Source organism: Paraburkholderia diazotrophica (genome assembly GCF_038900755.1).
GTDB classification, from domain to species: domain Bacteria; phylum Pseudomonadota; class Gammaproteobacteria; order Burkholderiales; family Burkholderiaceae; genus Paraburkholderia; species Paraburkholderia diazotrophica_A.
Map to the genome: position 1 here is coordinate 89705 of NZ_JBBPEN010000005.1, position 16263 is coordinate 105967.

Annotated in this window: 12 protein-coding genes; 1 reads left to right on the top strand and 11 read right to left on the bottom strand. The window is 64.3% G+C overall.

Going from position 1 to position 16263, the window contains the following annotated elements:
- Positions 1 to 2: 2 nt before the first annotated feature.
- From AABE10_RS17340 to AABE10_RS17380, 9 genes are all read right to left on the bottom strand, one after another.
- Positions 3 to 1232, bottom strand: coding sequence for a glycosyltransferase family 4 protein (locus AABE10_RS17340; protein ID WP_342934514.1), 1230 nt, complete (start codon positions 1230 to 1232; stop codon positions 3 to 5).
- Positions 1233 to 2693 carry a glucose-6-phosphate isomerase gene (locus AABE10_RS17345; RefSeq protein WP_342934515.1) on the bottom strand — a complete coding sequence of 487 codons (1461 nt, stop codon included), beginning with the start codon at positions 2691 to 2693 and terminating at the stop codon, positions 1233 to 1235.
- A gap of 3 nt (positions 2694 to 2696) precedes the next feature.
- Positions 2697 to 3932, bottom strand: coding sequence for a glycosyltransferase family 4 protein (locus tag AABE10_RS17350; RefSeq protein WP_342934516.1), 1236 nt, complete (start codon positions 3930 to 3932; stop codon positions 2697 to 2699).
- Positions 3929 to 4891 (bottom strand): glycosyltransferase family 2 protein, encoded by a 963-nt coding sequence (locus AABE10_RS17355; RefSeq protein ID WP_342934517.1) that lies wholly within the window; start codon positions 4889 to 4891, stop codon positions 3929 to 3931. Before AABE10_RS17355 ends, AABE10_RS17350 begins: the two co-directional genes overlap by 4 nt.
- 65 nt (positions 4892 to 4956) lie before the next feature.
- Positions 4957 to 7149 (bottom strand): polysaccharide biosynthesis tyrosine autokinase, encoded by a 2193-nt coding sequence (locus AABE10_RS17360; RefSeq protein ID WP_342934895.1) that lies wholly within the window; start codon positions 7147 to 7149, stop codon positions 4957 to 4959.
- Positions 7150 to 7320: 171 nt separating this feature from the next.
- Complete coding sequence (locus tag AABE10_RS17365; RefSeq protein ID WP_342934518.1) at positions 7321 to 8493, bottom strand: polysaccharide biosynthesis/export family protein; 1173 nt, start codon at positions 8491 to 8493, stop codon at positions 7321 to 7323.
- On the bottom strand, positions 8487 to 8930 hold the full coding sequence (locus AABE10_RS17370) for a low molecular weight protein-tyrosine-phosphatase (protein WP_342934519.1): 444 nt from the start codon (positions 8928 to 8930) through the stop codon (positions 8487 to 8489). The genes AABE10_RS17365 and AABE10_RS17370 overlap by 7 nt, the downstream gene beginning before the upstream one ends.
- Before the next feature lie 36 nt (positions 8931 to 8966).
- Entirely contained in the window at positions 8967 to 10382 is a 1416-nt protein-coding gene (locus AABE10_RS17375; protein WP_342934520.1) for a UDP-glucose/GDP-mannose dehydrogenase family protein, read from the bottom strand.
- A gap of 57 nt (positions 10383 to 10439) precedes the next feature.
- Positions 10440 to 11837: an undecaprenyl-phosphate glucose phosphotransferase gene (locus AABE10_RS17380; RefSeq protein WP_342934521.1), complete on the bottom strand. Its 1398-nt coding sequence runs from the start codon at positions 11835 to 11837 to the stop codon at positions 10440 to 10442.
- Positions 11838 to 12379: 542 nt separating this feature from the next.
- Between AABE10_RS17380 and AABE10_RS17385 the strand changes: the two genes are divergently transcribed.
- Entirely contained in the window at positions 12380 to 13912 is a 1533-nt protein-coding gene (locus AABE10_RS17385; protein WP_342934522.1) for a mannose-1-phosphate guanylyltransferase/mannose-6-phosphate isomerase, read from the top strand.
- Positions 13913 to 14060: 148 nt separating this feature from the next.
- Here the strand turns inward: AABE10_RS17385 and AABE10_RS17390 are convergent, their stop codons facing one another.
- Complete coding sequence (locus AABE10_RS17390; RefSeq protein WP_428983343.1) at positions 14061 to 15344, bottom strand: DUF6566 family protein; 1284 nt, start codon at positions 15342 to 15344, stop codon at positions 14061 to 14063.
- A 594-nt stretch (positions 15345 to 15938) separates the two neighbouring features.
- Complete coding sequence (locus AABE10_RS17400) at positions 15939 to 16235, bottom strand: YciI-like protein (RefSeq protein WP_152764796.1); 297 nt, start codon at positions 16233 to 16235, stop codon at positions 15939 to 15941.
- Between the last annotated feature and the right edge of the window lie 28 nt (positions 16236 to 16263).

A 16263-nucleotide genomic window follows, 5' to 3' on the forward strand; every position in this document is an offset into this window, starting at 1 on the left:
CGTCACGCGCGGTCGGCGCGTTGCGGGCCGGCCGGCACGTTCGCGCTCAGCGTGTCGGTGTCGTTTGCAACGGATTTCTGCGCGCGGCGGCGGTCTTCGCGCTGCCCCGCAATCTGTCGATACAGCGCGATGTATTGCTGCGCCATGCGGGCCCAGCCGAAGCCCTTCGCGAGTTCGCTGGCTGCTCGACCCATCGCGAGGCGCTCGCCGTCGTTCGACGCGAGGCGCGCCACGGCTTGCGCCAGCGCGTGCGGATCGTCGGGGTCGTCGAGCACGATCCCGCATTCGGGCGTGATGATCTCCGCCCCGCCCGCCGTGCGCGCCGTCACGACGGGCAAGCCGGCCGCCATCGCTTCGAGCAGCGACAGGCTCATCGCTTCGTAGCGCGACGGAAACACGAACGCATCGACGGAATGCATCAGCACGGGCATCTCCTTCACGAGCCCCAGAAAATGCACGCGATCCGCGATGCCCAGCGCTTTCGCTTCATCCGGATACGGGCTGCCCGGCAGATAGCCCGCCACGGCGATATGCACGCGCCCGGGCAAATGGTGCAACGCCTTCAGCGCCGTGCCGAGGTTCTTGCGCGGCGTGCGCAGATCGCCGACGAAGAGCAGCAGGAACGCGTCGGCGGGCAGCTCGAAGCGCGCGCGGTCGCCTTGCGCCGCGGCGAAGCCCTGCGTGTCGACGCCGTTGTAGATCACGTCGAGCCGGTTGCGCGGCGTGAGCCCGATCGCGGCGATCTCGGCGGCTACCTTCCGCGAGACGGCCGCGATCACCCGCGAGCGTCGGTACGCCCAGCCTTCGAGCATGGCGTTCACGCGCGTATAGACGAACTGATACGCAGACCACCATCCCTTGCTCAAACCGAACGGGTAATAGCGGCTCTTGAGCCAGCCGCTGTGCACGAAGTGCGCGGTGTTGACATCGGCGGGCGTCCACGTGATGAAGCCGTTCACGTGCAGCACGTCGTATTGCGCGCGATGCGTGCGCAGCCACCATGCGCTCTTCAATGCGAACACCTGCTGGCGCAGCAGATTGGTTGGCCAGAAACGGCCGATCTTGATGGGCACCCAGCGCACGAGCGGGTTCGCGAGCAGATCGGGCGCGACATGCGACGCGATCAGCGTGACTGCGATCTGCGCGTCGAGCGCCGCGCGCGCGATCTCGTGATTGACGCGGCCTTGCCCGTCGTTATGGCGCACCACGTGCGTGACAATGGCGACTCTCAATCAGTGGCCTCCATGAAGAAAGGGATCGCGGCGGCGGTTCAGTTTCTGCCAGTGCGCCGCGGAAAGAATCGAAAATACGCCCATGAAAAGCAGCAACCCGCCAGTGCCGACGAGCGAGTTGGTGAACACGAGCATCGCGAAGATCGCGAGCGAAAGCGACATCGACGCCGACACGAACTTGTCGTCGATCAGCCGGAACGACGCGCGCAGCGCGCGCACGAGCAGCCAGATCACGCCCGACATATAGAGCAGCGTGCCGGGCCAGCCGAGCACGAACGGAATGTTCATCACGCCGCTGTCGAAGTTGCCGTACTGGCCGAGCTGGCCGCCATCGTTCGAGAGCTTCGTCGACGTGCCCGTCGCGCCGAGCCCTTCGCCGGATACATCGGTGAATGCCGTCTTCGCGAACGTCGCGTAGAACTCGTTGCGCGCGGCATAGCTCTGGTCGTCGTGCAGATTGACGAGGGTGTCGAGGCGCGCCTGCATCCGCCCGGCGACGGGGCCGACGGCAAGCAGCGGCACGCACAAGCCCGCAAGCATCAGCGCGCTCGCGACGATGCGGATGCGCACCTTGTTGTTCGACTTCACCAGTTGAATGAGCATCGCGATCACCCAGCCGCCCCATGTCGAGCGCACGAGCGACAGGCAGAACGACAGAAAGCCGAACGCGCCAGCGAGCCAGCGCACCCGATGCGTCGCGGCCATCACATAGACCATCGCGCCCATCATCGCGAGCGCGAACGGGCCCGACGAGTTCATCGTGCTGAATACACGCACGCCGAACGGCACGGGGTCGCCCTGCGAGTTCATCTGCGAGCCGAGCATCCACAGCGCGTCCCACTGCGGCATGACGAAGAACTGCACGAGTCCGTAGCCGCCCATCAGCAGCATGCCCCAGATGAATGTGTTGACGATGGTCTCGCGGTAATCGGGGTACTGCCGCGAGTGCGCCATGATGTGAAAGCCGATCAGCACGGGATATACCCAGTTCGCGAGGTCGTACAGCGCGGCCAGCGGGCCGCTGGAGACGACGCCGACCATGAACGCATAGCCGAGCCCCGCGAGCACCAGCAGGACCGGCAAGCCGCGTTTTTGCGCGAGCACGGGATAGAAGCGGATCAGCGACAGCCCGCTGATCATCGTGACGGCTAGCGGCGCGATCTGGATCAGGCTCGTCGGCGTGAAGGCGCCTTTCGACCAGTCGGCGAGACGCCGCACTTCCGGGCTCAGGAACCACAGCCACCACATGTAACCGACGTACTTCGCCGGGCTCTTGAAGTACAGCCAGAAACCGACGCCGATCGACAGCACCGGGAACGCCAGCGTGAGCACCGTGCCCTGGTGCGCGACGATCAGCATCGCCGTCAGCAGCCACAGCAGCGCGGGAGGCATCCACTCGCTGCGATCGCCGTTGACGATGCGCGCGGCGCTGTCGATACCGGCTCGTGCAATCGACGACATCGCTTACCATCCTCCGCGGCTTTGCGACGGCATCTGCGCGCGGGCGTTCGCGTTCGTCGTCGGCTTTGCAGCGGCAGGCGCATTCGCCGCATGTGACGCCGCCGCCGAAGACGACGATGGCGCGGCGTCGCCTTGCGGCATCGTCCGCATCGTCTGTGCGCGGCGGCGCAACAGCTCTCGCGTGATCCGCACGTGCTGCTGCGCGTAGTGCTGCGTCGTGTGATCGCGTGACACCAACTGCAATGCGGCGGCCTGTGCCTGTTGCAACGCTTCGTCGGGCGATGCCGCGAGGCCGATCAGCGCGTCGCGCAATGCGTCGGCGTCGAACGGCGGCACATACGCGGCGGCGCGCGCCGAAAAATAGTCCTGCAAACCTCCGACGTTCGTGACGACCATCGGCTTGCCGACGGCCACCGCCTCGAGCATCACCGTGATACCCGACGCATGCGAATTCGACCGCAGCGGCACGACGATCACATCGGCCCAGTCATACAGTTCGCGCTGTTGCGCGAGCCCCGCGGCGGGCGCGACATTCACGTTCAGCGCGCGCAGCGAGCGCGGAATGCGCCGTCGTGTCGCGAGCCGCACGGCAAAGCGAGGATCGTTGCCGACCGCGCGGATCAGCGTTTCCCAGTCGCGGTCGCGGTCGTTGCCGATCGCGGCGATGCGCAGCGGCATGTGCGGCTGCCATTGCTTCGGCGGTCGCACGGGGAAATCGCGCGTGTTCAGGCCGTAGAACAACTGCGTCGCGTCGCGTCCGAAGTATCGACTGCATAGATCCGCGTTGTCGCGCGCGAGCGTCGTCAGCAGATCGGCGCGCTCGATCAGCTTGCGATAGAACCAGCGGCGCAACGGGCCGTACTCGGGCCACCTGTCGAGCAGCCACACGCTTTGCGCGACGAGCAGCGGCTGACTTTCGCGCTTCAGGCGAGCGCCGTTCACCAGCAGCATCAGCGCAACGGACAGCCATTCGTGCTCGGTATGCGTCCAGATCACATCGGAGCGCAGCATCTCGTCGCTGTTGCGCAGCGTGTGAATCAGATCGAAGCCGAGCATCGCCTTCAATGCGCGGCGCGCGAGCCGCACCGGCTTGCTTTCCTTCGCGTCCCGCGAATAGGTCAACTGGAACTCGTCGGATTCGGCATGGTGATAGCCGTACAGGCAGCCGATGTTCTCGCCGTTGCGATAGAAGCGCGGATCGGCGCCGTAAAAGAGATGCACGTGGACTTTTGTTGTCATGCGTGCACTCCCGTACCCGCGCCCGTCCCGCGACCCCGAGCAAGCGCGCGGCGCGCCTCGCGCGCGCCCTTGCGCACGGCTCGCCAGCGCGCGAGCTTCGTGCGGCCCTTCTTCGACGTCAACGCGAGCAGCGCGTGCACGGCGCCCGGATAGACGCGCGTGCCGACGAGCGCATACCACCACCACGCCACTTCGCGATGCAGCGGCGGCAGATGATCGCGCAAGATCAGATGGAGGTTATATGCGGCGTTGCGCACGGCCGTCATCGTCTGCGCGTCGCGGCGGTCATCGTCGAAACGCTCGGCAGGGAAATGATCGACGGCCACGCGCGGATCGTAGACGAGCTTCCAGCCCGCGTTCTTGACGCTCAGGCTGAACGCCATGTCGTTGTGCACCTGCGCGCCCGTGCCGCGCAGCCGCGCGTCGAAGCGGATATGGCGGATCGCATCGCGCCGGTAGCTCATGTTCGCGCCCTTGAGCAGATCGACTTTGCGCGCTTCGCCCACGCCCAGATGATGATTGCCGATGATCTTGCCCGACGGCGTCAGCTTGCCGACGAGACCGCGCGAGCCGTCGAGCACGCCGCCCTTCTGATGCACCCAGTCGCGTCCGCCGAGCGCGCCCAGGCGCGGATCGGCTTCGAACGCGGCGCCGATGCGGCGCACCCAGTCCGCGTGCGGCGCGGCGTCGTCGTCGGTGATCGCGATCACGTCGCCCGTCGCGGCATCGAGCCCGCGATTGAGCGCGGCCACCTGGCCCGGCACGTCGATGAGCGCGACGATCAGCGGCAGCACGCCGCCTATCTGCGGATCGCGCAGGCACGCGTGCGTCGCGTCGTCGTCGAAGCGCGCGACCACAACGATCTCGTCGGGCATGCGCTCCTGCGTTTGCAGCGCCGCGAGACAGCGCGCAAGATCCTGTGGCCGGCGATACGTCGGCACCAGTACCGTTATCTTCATCGTGTCCTCTCCGTGGCTGGATCGACGGCCATCGGCCCCGCATGCGCAAGGCCCACGCGTGCGCGTCAGTTGCTCAGGTATTCCTGCACGGCCGCATAGCTGCGGTCGTAGTTGCCGCGCGCGCGCGGCGGCATCGCGTTGAAGATCGCGCCCTGCACATGCACGCCCGCTGAATTCAGGCGCTTCAACGCATCGGCGAGCTCGCCTTCGCTGTGCATGCCCGAGCGCACGACGAAGAACGTCGAGCCCGCATAGCCGCCGATGATCGACGCGTCGGTCACGGCGAGGACGGGCGGCGTGTCGATCAGGATCACGTCGTAGCGCCGCGCCAGTCCATCGAGGTATTGCGGCAGACGCGGCGACATCAGCAGCTCCGACGGATTCGGCGGACGATGGCCGCACGAGATGAACGCGAGTTTGTCGATCTCCGTTGCGCGCACCGCTTCTTCGAGCGAGATCTGGCCGCTCAGCAGTTCGGAGAGGCCGTTCTCCTGCGTGCCGCCCAGATGTTTTTCGAGGGCGCCGCGCCGCATGTCGCCGTCGATCATCAGCACGCGCTTGCCCGAATGCGCAAGCAGCACGCCGAGGTTGATCGTCAGAAAGCTCTTGCCGACACCCGGCATCGGCCCCGTGAACATGACGATGCGATTGCGCGCATCCTGCAGCGTGAACTGCATCGACGTGCGCAGGCTGCGCAGGCTTTCGATGCACACGTCCTTCGGCTTCGCGTTCGCGAGCACTTCGCGCTGCTGCGTATCACCGCGCGTCGCGGCGTTTTCGAGCGCGGCCTGCTCCGCCGACAGCGGCACGAGGCCATACACGGGCAGATGAAACGCGCGCTCGACCGTCTCGGGGTCGTCGATGCCCTTGAACATATTGCGGCGCAGGAACACGAAGCCCGTGCCGACGATGAGCCCGAGTATCGTCGCCGCCGACAGGATCAGCACTTTCTTCGGCTTGACGGGTGAACCGGGACGCAGCGCCGCGTCGACGATATGCACGTTGCCGCCCGTGCCCGCCTTCTGCACCGCGAGTTCCTGCACGCGATTGAGCAGCAGCACGTAGATGTCCTCCGCAACCTTCGCATCGCGTTGCAACTGCACGGCCTTCACTTCCGTCGCGGGCAGATCGCGGAAGCGGTCCGCGTATTTCGCGCGCTGCGCCTGCAACTCGCTCATCTGTTCCTGCGCGGCCTTGATCATCGGGTGATCGTCGCCATAGCGCTGTTCGAGCTGCGAAATCTGCAGGCGCAGCGCCGAAATCTGCTGCTCGTACTGGATGCTGCCTTCCAGATAGACCTTCGCTTCGTCGCTTGCATTGATCGAGCCGCTCTTGCTCTGGTACGCGGTGAGCGCCGCCTCGGCGCGTTCGAGATCGCCCTTCAGGCGCGGCTCCTCGCTCTTCAGGAAGTCGAGCATCTTGCTCGCGTCGGCTTGCTTCGTCTTGATGTGCTCGTGCAGATACGATTGCGCAAGCGCATTGGCGACGGCCGCCGCGTGCGCCGGGTCCTGGTCCTCGAGCGAAATCGAAATCACGCCCGTCTGCTTGCCCTGCTCCTGCACGTTGATCGCCGTTTGAAAGGCGCCGATCGCATCGAGATCGTTCGCGCGCATCACGATGAACTGCGTGCCGGGCCGCGCGATCAGCGTGTTGACGAGCATCGACACGCCGCCGCCCTGCGCGGGCTGGCCCGCCGCGCCACGCAGCAGCAATACGCCGTCGGGCGACGTCAGCATGTAGCGTCCGTTGTCGAGCGCGGTGAGAACGAGCTTCTTGCCTTCGAGTGCGGGCGTCACGTCGATCGAATCGACGTTAGCGACTTCGCCGCCCCACGCATACGAGCCGAGCCCGAGCCACGGCTTTGCGGGCTCGCCCGGCGTTGCGAGACGCGCGGCAAGGCTGCCGAGGATCGGAATCGTCTTCGGCGCCACCGAGAAATTCAGCTTCATCTGCTGAACGACGGGCGCGACCACGCCGCGGCTCTTGATCATTTCGATTTCGGCGTCGGTGGGAATGGTCGTCTGGCCCGTCGAGATCGTTGCACCCGTCTGCGTCTGCGTGAGGGCCTGCGAGGTGTTGTCCGACGCTTCGACGCGCACGTGCGCATCGGCCGAATAGACGGGCCGCGCGACATAACAGTAGAAGCCGGCGATCGCGACGATCGCGAATGCAATGCCGATCAGCCACCAGATGTCGTCGAGGATCACCTGCAGCAGTTGGCCGAGGACCACGTCCTCTTCTTCGGTCCTGGCCTGCATGGCCAGATGGGGATTCGCTTGAGTGCTCACTTGGATGCTCGCTCGAGTGCTCGGGGTTGTGACCCGGATCGGGTCGCCGACGGACGTCCGGCGCGTTGCACCCGTTCGTGTTCCGGATGCGAAGCGCCGGGACGCCGTCGGCGGTTCAGGCGTTGCGGCTGCAATCTGGTATCAGCGCGTCAGCTGCTTCAGGTAGAACACGGTCTGCACCGTCGGCAGGATCTGCTGCAACACGCGATTGAAGGTCGTCGATGCGGCGGTGCCCACGTAGACCACGTCCATCGGTTGCAACTGGAATTGCGACGACAGCATGATCGCGTCGGGCTGCGTCATGTCGAGGCGATACACGTCGGGCGTGGTCGGCTTGTCCTTCATGCCGCGCATCACGTAGATCTGGCGCGGGTTCGCGTCGGTATCGAGAATGCCGCCCGCCTGCGTGAGCGCATCGGCGATCGTCAGCGTGCCCTTGATCATCGTGACGGGCATCGGCGTCTTCACTTCGCCCATCACGAAGATGCGGCTGTCGGTCCGGTCGGGTACGTTCACGATGTCGCCCGCCTCGAGCATCACGTTTTGTGTTGTGTCGCCGCGATCGAGCAGGCCGTTCGCGTCGAGCACATAGAGCCGGTTCTTGCGCGTGAGACGCACGCGCTGCAGATCGGCGTCGGCCGTCGAGCCGCCCGAGCGCGTGATCGCATCGACGAGCGTGAGCGGCACATCGGACATCGCGAGCGGACCCGGCGACTTTACGTCGCCCGTCACCTGCACCTTCTGGCTGCGATACGACAGCACGCGCACGTCGACTTGCGGATTGCGGATATACGGCACGAGCTTCGTGGCCAGTTCCTCGCGAATCTGCGCCGTCGTCTTGCCGCTCGCGCGAATGCGGCCGACGAACGGGAAATAGATCGTGCCGTCGGGCGCGACCGTCTGGCCGTATGGATCGGCCTGGCCCGGCAGCGCCTGCGTGTACGGCTGCTGAAGCGCGCCGCCGAGCGTCTGCGTCGTGTTGCCGCCTGCGGACAGCGTGCTGCCGTTCGGCGTCGTCAGCTCCGGGTGGTCCCATACGGTAATGCCGAGAATGTCCTGCGGCGCGACGCGATAGACGTACTGCGTCGGATCGGCGAACGGACCCGGCGGTGGCAGCACCTGTGCCGCCGTTTTCGCCTGGGCCTGCTGCACGATGAGATCCGGGTCGATCAGCCTGACGGGATATGTCTCTTTCGGCGCGCTGTGCTGCTCGTCCCTCAGACGCGACGTGTCGAGGTAATTGCCCGGCGCCGTCGCGCAAGCCGACAGAAAAGTCGTCAGCAGAATTGATAGCGTGATGTTTCGCTTCAGCATATTTTTTTCAGCCATCCGATGACGAGGTGTTCGATGTGCGCGAGGCTCTCGCGATAGACGCCTTCGTCGAGCCCATACGGATCGGCGACATCGGTGTTCTCCCACTTGCCGAGCGGATAGACCTTGCCGCGCGAAGTCGGCTCGAGCGCTTCCACGTCTTTCACTTGCCGCTGTTCGGTGACGAGAATCAGATCGGCTTCGCGCACGATGCGCCCGTCGAGCCGCCGCGCGCGATGCATGCCGCTCTCGACGCCGCGTTCTTCGAGCAGACGCCGCATCATGGGGTCCATGCCGAGTCCGTCGATCGCGCGCAAGCCCGCCGAGCGAAACGCGATGGGCAGCGCGCCGCGCTCGTGCTGACGCGACCTGAAGAGCCGCTCGGCGGCAGGCGAGCGGCACACGTTGGCATGACAGACGATCAGGACGTTCGCGAACATGAGCGGCCCCTCAGGAAAGTCGACGACGTATGCCGATCACGGCGCGGCGGCGGCGAGCAATGCGAGATCGTGCGCAGCCGCTTCTAGCTGCGCATGTTGACGTCCGATCGCGTGATACTCGATGCCCATCTCTCGCAGCGTTCCCGGCTCGTAGAGATTGCGGCCGTCGAAGATTAGCGGCGTTTTCAGCAGCGCTTTCAGGCTGTCGAAGTCCGGGCTCTTGAACACCTTCCATTCGGTGAGGATCACGAGCGCATCGGCTTGCTCCGCGGCCTGCATCTCCTCGTGTGCAAACGCGAGCCGCGCGAGATGCTGCGGCTTGCCGTGCAGATCGAGCGCGAATACGCGCTTCGCTTCGTCGATCGCCACGGGGTCCCAGGCGACGACCTTCGCGCCGCGTGCGAGCAGTTCCGCGATCAGCGGACGGCTCGGCGCTTCGCGCATGTCGTCGGTGTTCGGCTTGAACGCGAGGCCCCAGACGGCGAACGTGCGGTCCGACAGGTCCTCGCCCATGCGCGCGACGATCTTCTGCGCGAGGATTTTCTTCTGCGTTTCGTTGACGGCTTCGACCGCTTCGAGAATGCGCAGCGTGTGCCCCATGTCGCTGCCCGTGCGGATCAGCGCCTGCACGTCCTTCGGAAAGCACGAGCCGCCGTATCCACAACCCGCATACAGGAAGTCGTAGCCGATGCGCGGATCGGAGCCCATGCCCCGGCGCACGGCTTCAATATCGGCGCCCACGCGATCCGCGAGATTCGCGAGGTCGTTCATGAACGAGATGCGAGTCGCGAGCATCGCGTTGGCCGCGTACTTCGTGAACTCGGCGGAACGCACATCCATGTAGAGCGTGCGCTCGTGGTTGCGGTTGAACGGCGCGTAGAGGCGCTTCATCAGTTCGCGCGCCTTTTCGCCGGGCACGTCGTCGTCGCAGCCAAGGATGATGCGATCGGGGCGCGTGAAGTCGTCGACGGCGGCGCCCTCCTTCAGGAACTCGGGGTTCGACACGACCGAGAACATCTGCTTCACGCCGCGCCTGTCCAGCTCTTCCTGCACGGCCTGCGCGACGCGGCGCGCGGTGCCGACGGGCACCGTCGACTTGTCGACGATCACCTTGAAGCCCTTCATGTGCCGGCCGATATTGCGCACGGCCGCGAGCACGTATTGCAGATCGGCGGAGCCGTCTTCGTCGGGCGGCGTGCCGACTGCGATGAACTGGATGTCGCCATGCGCGACGGCCGCTTCGATGTCCGTCGAAAACTTGAGGCGCCGCGCCTTGCGGTTGCGCGCGATGATCTCCAGCAGACCTGGCTCATGGATCGGCACGCCGCCGTTGTTCAGCACGTCGATCTTGCGTCGATCGACGTCGAGGCAGAGTACGTCGTGCCCGATGTCGGCAAGACAGGCGCCTGTCACGAGGCCTACGTATCCCGTTCCAACGATCGTCAGGTTCATGAATCACACCTCGGAGATTGTGAATGGTTCAGTTGCAGTGAATGAAGAATGTGGCGCTCAGTACGCGTTGCTGCCCGCGAAGCCCTTCCACAGCGTGAGGCCGACGATCTTGATGTCGAGCCAGAAGCTCCAGTGCTGCATGTAGTAGAGGTCGAGCTTCACGCGACCCATCATCTTTTCGATGCGGTCGGTTTCGCCGCGATAGCCGTTGATCTGCGCCCAGCCCGTGATGCCCGGCTTGATCCGGTAGCGGTGCATGTAGCCCTTCACGAGGTCCTTGTAGATGTCGTCGTGCTCGAGCGCATGCGGACGCGGGCCGACCACGGACATCTCGCCGCGCAGCACGTTGATGAACTGCGGCAGCTCGTCGAGGCTCGTGCGGCGCAGGAACGCGCCGACGGGCGTGATGCGCGGATCGCGCCGCGTCGCCTGCGTGAGCCTGCCCGCTGCTTCCTTGTGCAGCTTCATCGAGCGGAACTTGAAGATCTCGAACTCGCGTCCGTCGATGCCCTTGCGCCGCTGACGAAAGAACACAGGGCCCGGCGACGACAGCTTGACGGCCGCCGCGATCGCGAGCATCAGCGGCGCGAGCGCCGTCAAAGCGGCAAGCGCAAAGAGCCGGTCGAACACGCGCTTGGGCAGCACGCGCAGATCGGTGATCGGCGACGCGGCGAGATTGATCGCGGGCACGCCGAGCAGATCGACCATCGGCTGACTGAAAAGCGTGAGGCTACGCACATCGGGGATGAAGCGGATGTTCACGAAGTCGTTGCGAAACTCCATCACGAAGCGATGGATGAGCTTCTCTTTGGACATCGGCAGCGCCATCCACAACTCGCGCACCGAACGGCGGCGTATCTCGTCGATCATCGCCGCATAGTCGCGCTTCACGGGCACGCCTGCGATCGTCTGCGGCCCGTCGGTGTCCTCGTAGTGGCTGCGGTTATCGTCTTCGTCATAGACGACGACGGGGCTGAAGCCCGCCTCCGGACGGCTGCGCATCTGCTCGATCAGGAACCTGCCATATGGCGCGCCGCCGACGATGGCCACCTTCTTCTGGTTGTAGCCCTCGCGACGCAAGCCGCGCAGCACCGCATGCACAGCCGCTTTCGACACGATCAGCAGCACGACGGTCGCGATCGCCCAGTACGCGAGCCACAGGCGCGACAGCATGTCCGAGCGGTGCAGGCTGAAGCTCATCAGGATGCCCGTCACCTCGGCCATCAGCCAGCCCATCGACACGCGCCACAACAGGTCGTAAATCGGCTTGCCGCGCCACGACTGATAGATGCCGAGCGCGGGGAAGAACAGGATCACGAGCAGGCAGTCGAACGCGAGCGACACGCTTTGCATGTCGTCGAGCCACACGAAGCCTCCGCTGTGCACGGCCGACGCGATCAGCGCGCCGAGCGCCACCATGCCGATGTCGATGATTCTCGATAGAACGCTCAGCATCTGCCGCACCTCGCCTTGTCTGTCAGTTCAATCAAGTTCTGTCCACGGTTCTGCCGGTCGCTCTTTTCAACCGAATTGCAATCGGCATTGCAATCGCTATTGGGAGCAATTGCGGCGATGAGTAAATACCCTCGTTCAAGCCTAGATAAAGCGGCATTAAAATTCGCGCGGCAAGGCGGCAAAAAATCTCAAAATGTATCAGCGGAAGTTGCATTATTTTTTCTGCTTTTTATTCGGTAACTCTTGCCGAACCATGTGGAATCGCATATTTTTATCCGTCCTTTCTCTGCTTTATTTCTTCCGGCGATGCGCGCCGCTTATAAAGCCATGCCGCGTCACTTTCTTTATTTTCCTCTGCACGGACTGTGTCACGCCGATTTTTATCGGCTTTATTTTTGGTTTTTGAATATTTGCGAATCCTGTCTTTAACATGAATTCGACGCTTTTAATTCTGCTCGACAAAAGAAATCCAACGTTGATTTATTGCGCTTTTACGACGTGATAAAACGACGCCATTTCCCCCGCTTCGAGGAGTGATCACCATGACTGCTACGGCGTCGGCCGTCGACAATCGACAGGCGAATCAGCACCGGCTCAATGTGAAGCTCAAGGTTCATCCCGTCATCCTGGCCGGCGGATCGGGCACGCGCCTGTGGCCGATGTCGCGCGAACAGCATCCGAAGCAGCTGATCGGCCTGCTCGGCGAAGACTCGCTGCTGCAATCGACCACGCGCCGGCTCGACGGACTCGACGCCGGCTACCCAGTCGCCGGGCAGATGGTTGTCGTCTGCAACGAAGAGCACCGCTTCACGACCGCCGAGCAGTTGCGCGTGAGCGGCAAGGCGAGCCGCCTCGTTCTCGAACCGTGCGCGCGCGATACCGCGCCCGCGTTGACCCTTGCAGCGTTGACGGTGCTCGCGCAAGACGAGGACGGCATCATGGTCGTGATGCCCGCGGATCATGCCGTTGCCGACCTCGACAGCTTTCGCGCGGCCGTCGCGACAGGCGTGCGGCACGCGGCGAACGGCCACGTCGTGACGATGGGCATCGTGCCGACTCGCGCGGAAACGGGCTACGGTTATATCCACATCGGCGCATCGCTGCGCGCTAGCGGCAACGAGGACCACGGCGCCATCGACGCACATCAGCTCGACCGCTTCGTCGAAAAGCCGCATCTCGAACTCGCGCAGCACTACGTCGAGTCGAAAGAGTACTGGTGGAACAGCGGCATCTTCATCCTGCGCGCGTCGACGTGGCTCAGGGCCGTAAGCCACTTTCAGCCCGCGATTCATGACGCCTGCGAAGCCGCGCACAAACAGGGCGCGGCCGACGGCGACTTTTTCCGCGTGCAGCGCGATGCATTCGGTGCGTGTCCGTCCAATTCGATCGACTACGCGGTGATGGAGCAGTTGGGCGGCGATACGCCGGTGTGTTCAGGCGTCGTCGTGCCGCTCGATGCGGGCTGGTCGGACGTCGGCTCGTGGGATGCGATCTGGGACATCCTGCCGAAGGACACCGACGACAACGTCGGCCGCGGCAACGTGATGTTCGAAGGCGCGGCGTCGACGTTCGCGCACTCGGAAGGCCGCCTGATCGCGTGCGTCGGCACGCAGGATCTCGTCGTCGTGGAAACGGACGATGCGATTCTCGTCGCCGACAAGCGCCGCGTGCAGGAAGTGAAGAAAGTGGTCGGCCGTATCCGCGAAGCGCACCGCCCGGAGGCCGTGAATCATCGAAAGGTGCATCGCCCGTGGGGCCATTACGATTCCGTCGACGTCGGCGAGCGCTTTCAGGTCAAGCGCATCGTCGTGAAGCCGGGCGCGCAGTTGTCGTTGCAGATGCATCATCATCGCGCCGAGCACTGGATCGTCGTGCGCGGCACGGCGCTTGTCACGCGCGGCGACGAGCGCTTCATCGTGTCGGAAAACGAGTCGGCGTATATTCCGCTCGGCATCACGCACCGCCTCGAAAATCCGGGCAAGATGCCGCTCGAAATCATCGAGGTGCAGTCAGGCTCGTATCTCGGCGAAGACGATATCGTGCGCTTCGATGATAGCTACGGGCGTCGCACGTAGTGTGGGTGGCGGGCGGTGGCCGCCGCTTGTGCTTCTGGTCGAGACGCACGCAACATCGAAGACGAATCCGCGCGCGAGCGGCCCGCGCGGATGCCGGAGCGTCTGGTTCCTTCGCTTGAGCAAACGTTTGCGCACGGGCGCCAGAATGTCAGACGTGCGTGATCAATTTCGGATTCGACGGATAACGCTCGACAGCCGCGTCCTTCGTCGTATCCGATGACGGATAACGGCGCAACGGCATCACACGCGGATTCAGCGGCTGCGGCAGATGCGGATTGCCGGTCGGCGTGACGGACGCAACGGACGCAACGGACGAACTGCCAGGGGCGGCTGCATTCGAAGCCATCAGCACGGGCGTCGGCGTCAGTTCGGGGATCGCGCGCGCCATCGGCGTGACGTCGGCCGCGACGCCCAGCGGCTGGATCGCACTCGCCTTCTTCGCATGCTGTTCTGCCGCAGCGTCATGGACGCGGCATTCGCGATCGATCCACTGACGCGCCCAGTCGAGCGCGAAACGATGCGCGGCATCGGCATCGGCGAAACGCGGGCCGATCAGCCCCGAACGCTCGACGCGCTTGCCATCCTTCATGATCTCGGCCCACGCGCGGAACATGTCGCTGGGCACGCGCTCCGCCGCGACGTAGACCACGTACCCGTGGTGGTCGGCGAACCGCAGGCCGCGCGGTTCCGTGTGGCCGATCCACAGTGGCGCATGATGGACGCTGACCGCCGACGAACTGTCGTCGTGGGCTTCGGGGCCGTGAGTTCCGGGCGCGGGAGCATCCGGCTGCATGGGGGGCGTATCGAGCGTCGTGCGCGTACTCATCGGCGCGCCAATGCCCTGCGGCTTACCGAACGCATCGCCCGAAGGCACGGGACCGACGGCGTTCGTGCGCGTATCGACGAAACCGGTCTCGACGGCCGCCGAGCCTGCGAGCTGACGCGTGATGTCGGCCATCGGCGCGAGTGCGTGCCAGCCGAACGGCGAGCCATTCGTGCCGTGCGGATCGTCGGCAGCCGATTTCCACGTCTCGGGACTCTTCCAGTAGACGCCGCGCGCAAGCTCGTCGCGCGGCTTCGGCGCTTGTGCAACGTGTGCGGGTGCGGGTACGGGCTTGGAAGGAGCAGGCGGCGTGGGTTCGGGAATGTAGGCGAACGTGCGCCCGTTTTGCGTGAGACGGCGGATCATCTCGGCCAGCGTGCCGTTGGCCTGCCACTCTTCGAATCGTCGCCGGCACGTCGGGCCTGACGGATAGCGACCGGGAAGCTTGGACCAGGGCTCGCCGGTGGTCAGAATCCACAGGACGGCGTTTGTCACGATGCGTGGTTCGGCGCGGGGCCGTCCGCGTCGGTTCAGACGGACGGCTGGCTCATCGGAAACGAGCGCTGCCAGTTGCGCCCATTCGTCATTGCTTAGCTCATCGAAAAACATTGAGTTCTCCACGCAGCCTGGCCTGGCCGCGGCTTGGGACAATCACGAACTTCATTCGGACGGTTCGTGTCCTGCCCCGGGTTGCACAATATGCTTATACGTTTTTGCGCCGGTATTACGAAACCGCACATCGATAGTGCGCTGTTTCACCTGTACGACGCACAAAACGTGGTCTCACTCGTGCATGGGAGAATTTCTGCACGAAGCATACCATCGCCAGGGTTTGTCTGAATATGACTGAACGAAAGTGTTACGGATAGAAACAAAGTTGTCCTTTTTGCTCTGTCCTTTAAGGCCCGACTGTCACAGAAGCGACGTTAGCTGCGGCGCTCCGAGTAATGCACGAACGGCGCGCGATACCGCGTCAATCCTCGCGCCGACGCGATGACAAATGTGTGTGAACGTGGAAGATTCTCAACAAAAAGGCGCAACCCGATTCAACTTAATGAGCCAGGCATAAAACGCCATCGCGCAGGCGGATTTTCTATTTGGGGCGCATATTTTCCGCTGCGCGAGGCGTTCTTGATCGCTTCGACAAGCCGTCGTTTTTGTCGTCTGCGATGCGCTCGCAATGTGCAAGCGAAGGATGCGCGTTCAACGAACGGGCGTTGACGCGTGTTCGCCGACGACGGTCGTCCACGGACGCACACGCCATTGCGTGACGAGGCCATTGAGCACGTACGGGTCCGCTTTGGCAAACGCTTCCGGCACTTCGGGCGAATCGGCCTCGAACAACAGCACGGCGGTATCGACGGGATCGGCCAGCGCGCCCGCCAACAGCAGCTCGCCGCGCTCGGCGGCCGCCCACGCAAGCTTCAGATGCGCGCCACGAAATTCGGCGCGGCGTTCGAGATAGTCGGATGACACGTCGTAGATCAACAGATAGTGCATGGTGAAAACTCCTGGATGGTTACGACTC

Bases quoted from the DNA above. Each gene is read 5' to 3' on its own strand.
- AABE10_RS17345 (WP_342934515.1), bottom strand. From the start codon at position 2,693: ATGTCGTCGATTGCACGAGCCGGTATCGACAGCGCCGCGCGCATCGTC.
- AABE10_RS17350 (WP_342934516.1), bottom strand. From the start codon at position 3,932: ATGACAACAAAAGTCCACGTGCATCTCTTTTACGGCGCCGATCCGCGC.
- AABE10_RS17355 (WP_342934517.1), bottom strand. From the start codon at position 4,891: ATGAAGATAACGGTACTGGTGCCGACGTATCGCCGGCCACAGGATCTT.
- AABE10_RS17360 (WP_342934895.1), bottom strand. From the start codon at position 7,149: ATGCAGGCCAGGACCGAAGAAGAGGACGTGGTCCTCGGCCAACTGCTG.
- AABE10_RS17365 (WP_342934518.1), bottom strand. From the start codon at position 8,493: ATGCTGAAGCGAAACATCACGCTATCAATTCTGCTGACGACTTTTCTG.
- AABE10_RS17370 (WP_342934519.1), bottom strand. From the start codon at position 8,930: ATGTTCGCGAACGTCCTGATCGTCTGTCATGCCAACGTGTGCCGCTCG.
- AABE10_RS17375 (WP_342934520.1), bottom strand. From the start codon at position 10,382: ATGAACCTGACGATCGTTGGAACGGGATACGTAGGCCTCGTGACAGGC.
- AABE10_RS17380 (WP_342934521.1), bottom strand. From the start codon at position 11,837: ATGCTGAGCGTTCTATCGAGAATCATCGACATCGGCATGGTGGCGCTC.
- AABE10_RS17385 (WP_342934522.1), top strand. From the start codon at position 12,380: ATGACTGCTACGGCGTCGGCCGTCGACAATCGACAGGCGAATCAGCAC.
- AABE10_RS17390 (WP_428983343.1), bottom strand. From the start codon at position 15,344: ATGTTTTTCGATGAGCTAAGCAATGACGAATGGGCGCAACTGGCAGCG.
- AABE10_RS17400 (WP_152764796.1), bottom strand. From the start codon at position 16,235: ATGCACTATCTGTTGATCTACGACGTGTCATCCGACTATCTCGAACGC.